The 5,161-nt window shown below is 68.8% G+C and carries 4 protein-coding genes; all 4 read right to left on the bottom strand.

Going from position 1 to position 5,161, the window contains the following annotated elements; genetic code table 11:
- Positions 1–360: 360 nt before the first annotated feature.
- The gene (locus EX88_RS0122340) at positions 361–1,338 is read right to left on the bottom strand and encodes a ribokinase (RefSeq protein ID WP_031374197.1); all 978 of its coding nucleotides are present in this window, start codon (positions 1,336–1,338) and stop codon (positions 361–363) included.
- 4 nt (positions 1,339–1,342) lie between these two features.
- Positions 1,343–2,641 (bottom strand): NupC/NupG family nucleoside CNT transporter, encoded by a 1,299-nt coding sequence (locus tag EX88_RS0122335; RefSeq protein ID WP_031374196.1) that lies wholly within the window; start codon positions 2,639–2,641, stop codon positions 1,343–1,345.
- Between the two features lie 121 nt (positions 2,642–2,762).
- A complete protein-coding gene (locus EX88_RS0122330; protein WP_031374195.1) occupies positions 2,763–3,899 on the bottom strand; it encodes a GGDEF domain-containing protein in 1,137 nt (378 codons plus the stop codon).
- A gap of 87 nt (positions 3,900–3,986) precedes the next feature.
- Positions 3,987–4,574 (bottom strand): TMEM165/GDT1 family protein, encoded by a 588-nt coding sequence (locus EX88_RS0122325; RefSeq protein WP_031374194.1) that lies wholly within the window; start codon positions 4,572–4,574, stop codon positions 3,987–3,989.
- Positions 4,575–5,161: the final 587 nt, after the last annotated feature.

Genomic DNA, 5,161 nt, shown 5'->3' with positions numbered 1-5,161 from the left:
TTCTTTGGTTACCTTTCTTTTGTTGCTTATGACAAAAGAAAGTAACCCGCCGCTTTGGTGGCGGAAGCTCTTGGCGTTTGATCTAGATATTGATCTTGCTTCAGAGAGGCGCCGCAAGACCGTCGCAGCGTGGTCGCGGCTTGCGCCGCTCCTACTCTCGCGAAAGCACACGGCTTCGATGACCGATATGAGCGCTGTCGCCGCAGCGCGTCCCGCGGTCGCGACTGACGTCGCTCCTACAGAGGTCTTGGACCGTAGCGACGTGAGGCCATAGCGACGATGTCGCGGCTCGCGCCGCTCCTACCCTTCCAGGTAAACCCGTCTGGCTTAGAGACGCGCCGCCGTCGAGCCGCAAACCGCTCAGCCGAAGCGCGCGCGGACTTCGGCGTCGCGCGGCATCGCCGCGGCTGCGCCGACGCGTTCGGTCGACAGGCCGGCGTAGCGGTTGGCGTAGGCGACATGCGCCGCGAACGGGGCCTCGCCGGGGGTTGCGAGCGAGGCGGCGAGGGCGCCGTTGAAGGCGTCGCCGGCGCCGGTGGTATCGATCGCCTTGACCGCTGCCGCGGGGCAGCGGTAGTACGCGCGGTCGTCGCCGTGCAGGGCGCCGTCGGCATGGGATACGAAGCAGCCGGCCTTGCCCAGGGTCACGATCACGCTGCCATGCCCAAGGAGGCGGCGGCAGTGCGCGTGCAGCTCGGCGTCGGGCAGGGCGCTCAGGCTGTCGGGATCGAGCGCGCTGCCGGTGCGCAGGCGCAGTTGCGCGCAGAACTCGGTTTCGTTCGGGGTGATCACGTCGGCCAGCGCCCACAGCGCGTCGCTGGCGACGGCGTCGGCCGGGGCCGGGTTGAGCAGGGTCAGGGCGCCGATGCGGCGCGCCGCGGCGAACGCGGCCGCGGCCGATTCGACCGGCGTCTCCAACTGGCTCAACACCACCTGCGCGGTGCCGAGCAGGGCGTCGTGGCCGTCGACGAATTCCGCCGACAACTCGGCGTTGGCGCCGGGGCCGATGACGATGGTGTTGCGGCCGTCGGCGTCGACGTAGATGCCGGCGGTGCCGGTCGGCGCGTCGCTGCGCAGATCGCGCAGGTCGACGCCGTCGGCGGCGGCGAGCGCGCGTGCGAGCTGGCCGCCGGTGTCCCCGCCGAGCGCGCAGACGAAGCTCGTCTGCGCACCGGCGCGCACGGCCGCGGTGGCCTGGTTGAAGCCCTTGCCGCCGGGACCGGTGTGGTAGGTGCCGGCGAGGGTTTCGCCGGGCTGCGGCAGCGCGGCGAGGGACCAGACGTGGTCGACGTTGAACGAGCCGACGACGACGACGCGACCTGCGGTGGCTTGGCTCATGGGCTTAGGCGGAGAAATGGGTCAGCACGCCGGCGATGGTCGCGGTCATGAAGGTCGCGATCGAACCGCCGAGCACGGCGCGCAGGCCGAAACGCGCGAGGTCCTGGCGACGCTCCGGGGCCAGGCCGCCGATGCCGCCGATCTGGATCGCGATCGAGCTGAAGTTGGCGAAGCCGCACAGGGCGTAGGTGGCGATCAGACGGCCTTCGTCGCTGAGGGCGACGCCGGCGACCTTGCCGTTGACGATGTCGGCCAGGTGGGTATAGGCCACGAACTCGTTGAGCACCACCTTCTCGCCGATCAGGCCGCCGACTACGTTGGCGTCGGCCCAGGGCGTGCCGATCACCCAGGCGATCGGCGCCAGCAGGAAGCCGAGCAGGGTCGACAGGTCGGTCGGCTTGCCGATCGCAGCGGCCAGGCCGGTCTGTTCGCCGATCCAGGTCAGCGGCGCGTTGACCAGCGCGATCAGGGCGATGAAGGCCAGCAGCATCGCGCCGATATTGAGCGCCAGGCGCAGGCCGTCGCCGGCGCCGGCAGCGGCGGCGTCGATGATGTTGGCGGTGTTCTTCTCGACTTCCATCTTGACCGTGCCGCGGGTCAGCGGCTCGCCGGTCTCGGGAACGAGGATCTTGGCGATCACCAGGGTCGCCGGCGCGGCCATGATCGAAGCGGCCAGCAGATGCTTGGCGTAGAAGGCCTGCGCGTCCTGATCGCCGGCGCCGAGCATGCCGACGTAGGCGGCGAGCACGCCGCCGGCGATGTGGGCCATGCCGCCGATCATCATCGTGATCAGCTCGGATTCGGTCATTTTGGGGATGTACGGCCGTACGGTCAGCGGCGCTTCGGTCTGGCCGATGAAGACGCTGGCGCAGACGCTGGTGGTCTCGGCGCCGGACACGCGCATCACCTTGGTGATCGCCCAGGCCATCGCCCTCACCACCGCCTGCATCACGCCGAGGTGGTAGAGCACGCCCATCAGGGCCGAGAAGAAGATAATCGTCGGCAGCACCTGGAAGGCGAAGATGAAGCCGAATTTACTGACGTCCATGAGGTCGCCGAAGATGAACTTCGAGCCGGCGCCGACGAACTCCAGCACGTGCACGAAGCCCTTGCCGATCGCGTCGAACACGTCCTTGCCGCCCGGCACCAGCAGCACCACCGAGGCGAACGCGATCTGCAGGGAGATGCCGATGGCGACCAGTTTCCAATCGACCGAACGGCGGTTGACCGAGAACACCCACGCAATGCCGACGAGCACCGCCAAACCGAACAGGCCGAAGGCCACGCGCGTAATCGAATCCACTCCACTCTCCCCGGGCGCCGGAGCCCCGGCGGCTTGTTAGCGACTTATTAATCGGGGCAGCCTAGTGCAGTGACGGCGCCAGCGGCAAGCTGCGCCGCCGGGCTTGCCAGGGCCGGCTCGTTCAGATATCGCGGGCGACCACGCGATTGCGGCCGGATTGCTTGGCCCGCTGCAGGCGCAGGTCGGCGCGGCGGAGCAGGCGCGAGAGGTCGCCGCCTTCCTGCGGAAACGTCACCAGGCCGGCGCTGAAGCTCAGCCACAGCGGCTCGGCGCCGCGGCCGGGCTCGAACGGGCGCTCGGCGACGGTGCGGCGGATCGCGTCGACTTCCTCGAAGGCGGTGCCCAGCGGTTTGCGCATCACCAGCAGGAATTCGCCGCCGCTCAGGCGGACCAGCCATTCGCTGGGTTCGGCCTGTTCGCGCAGCACCGCGACCAGGTGGCGCAGACTGCGGTCGCCGAGGCGGTGGCCGTAGTCGTCGTTGATGCGTTTGAAATGGTCCAGGTCGATCAAGGCCAGGGTCAGGCTGCCGCCATCGCGGCGCACGGTGTCGAACAGGCGCGGGATGCGGTGGGTCAGCCAGGTACGGTTCGGCAGCCGGGTCAGGCCGTCGGTGCCGGACATCTCGATCAGGCGCTGCATCCGGTACACGACCATCGAGGTGGCGATGGTCACCATCGCCAGCAGGACGATGCGCTGCGACTGGCTGCCGACGGTGACCGCGCCGTAATCGCTGGACATCAGCTCTTCCGGCGAGTCGGCGGCGGCGAATACGGCCACGATCAGCACAGCGTACTGGAGCAGGGCGAGCAGGCCGGCGAACAGGGTGACGCGGCCGTCGCTGCGCAGCGCGGTCATCAGGATCGCGAACAGATAGCCGCACCAGACGATCAGGCTGTTGAGCCCGGCCGGCAGGTGCTGGGCCGCGAGCGCTGCCAGGACCAGGGTGGTGGCGGTGACGTCGAAGCCGGCAGTGGTGAAGGGCAGCCAGCGGTAGCGGCGCTGGCGCCGGGCCAGGGCCAGCCACAGTTGCGAGAACACGTTGACGAAGACCGCCCCGCCCAGGCCGATCATGGTTTCCTTGACGCTGCCGCCGCCGATCGCGTTGAACAGCGGCAACAGCAGCAGCATCGCGGCGAGCACCGCGCGCAGTCGCGCCACCAGCAGTTCGCCGCCGGCGCCGATCTCCAGCATGATTTCGTCCGGCCGCAGCAACAGCGCCACCAGTACGCCGCGCAACCTTCCGCCGATGCCGTGCATCCCTACGCGATCCCCTTGCCGTCCGCGGCGAGCATAGCGCGAGAGCCGGTCGCCCGGCTCCTGCGTGAGCGAGGGTGAGGCGGCCGGTCAGCCGATTCCGCGCACCGCGACCCAGATCGCCAGTGTCGCGAACACGGTCGCGGCGACGTAGCGCGCGGTTTTCAACGGCAGGCGGTCGGCGAAGCGGCTGCCGAGCAGCGCCACCGGCACGTTGGCGAGCAGCATGCCGACGGTAGTGCCGGCGATCACCGCCCATAGCGGTTCGTAGCGGGTCGCCAGCAGCACGGTGGCGACCTGGGTCTTGTCGCCGATCTCGGCGAAGAAGAAGGCGATGGTGGTGGCGAGGAAGGCGCCGCGCGCCGAGAACTGCGGCTCGTCGTCGAGCCGGTCGGGCTTGAGCGTCCACAGCGCGACCGCCAGGAAGCTCGCCGCGACGATCCAGCGCAGCACCTGCGGCTGCAGCCACTGCGCGACCAGGGTGCCGAACCAGGCGGCGAGGGCATGGTTGAGCAGGGTGGCGACGAGGATGCCGGCGATGATCGGCCAGGGTTTGCGGAAGCGCGCGGCCAGCAGCAGGGCGAGCAACTGGGTCTTGTCGCCGATTTCGGCGAGCGCGACGGTGCCCGTCGAGACGAGGGTGGTGACGACCGAGGCCGGGAGAAAGGACAGATCCATGACAACTCCGGGGTCGGGCATTCGCGTGGACGCGAAGGCGGACGATGCACGGCCCGACCCGGGTTGCGCGCAACGCCTGCCTTCGGTCTTGCCCGTGGTCGCTAGCGCTCGGCGATGGGGTCGTGGACCCGGATCGTTCGCGCTGGCTGCCGCTCATGCGCCATGGCCGGTGGGCCAAGTGTGTTGACGCATGTCCCCGCGGGCCTTGGCGGCTGCGGGTGGGCTACTCCCCGGAGGAGGAAAGTGGGGCGGATTGTAGCTGGATCGAGGGGAAGGGTGGGGAATGAGAATCTTTCGCTGTTGGGGGCTGTAGCGGTTCGTTGCCGCTAACCCGCTAACCCGCTAACCCGCGCTTCCGCAATTCGGCAACCCGCCCCCGCGATTCCCGATTCGCAGGCTATGCGCTTGTGCGCGGTCAGCGATGTTTCCCGCGCTCGGCGTGTTGGCTTTTAGGGTAGGAGCGGCGCAAGCCGCGACCGCGCAGCTGGCGGTTGCGGGCTTCTTGCCGCAGAGCGGTGAAGCAACATCAATTGCAAAGCTTCCGCCCGCTAACGCGGCCGGGTTACTTTCTTTTGCTAAGCCCAAAA

This window comes from Lysobacter antibioticus (genome assembly GCF_000731095.1).
Taxonomy (GTDB): Bacteria; Pseudomonadota; Gammaproteobacteria; order Xanthomonadales; family Xanthomonadaceae; genus Lysobacter; species Lysobacter antibioticus_B.
This window is presented reverse-complemented; position numbering and strand designations above follow the sequence as displayed.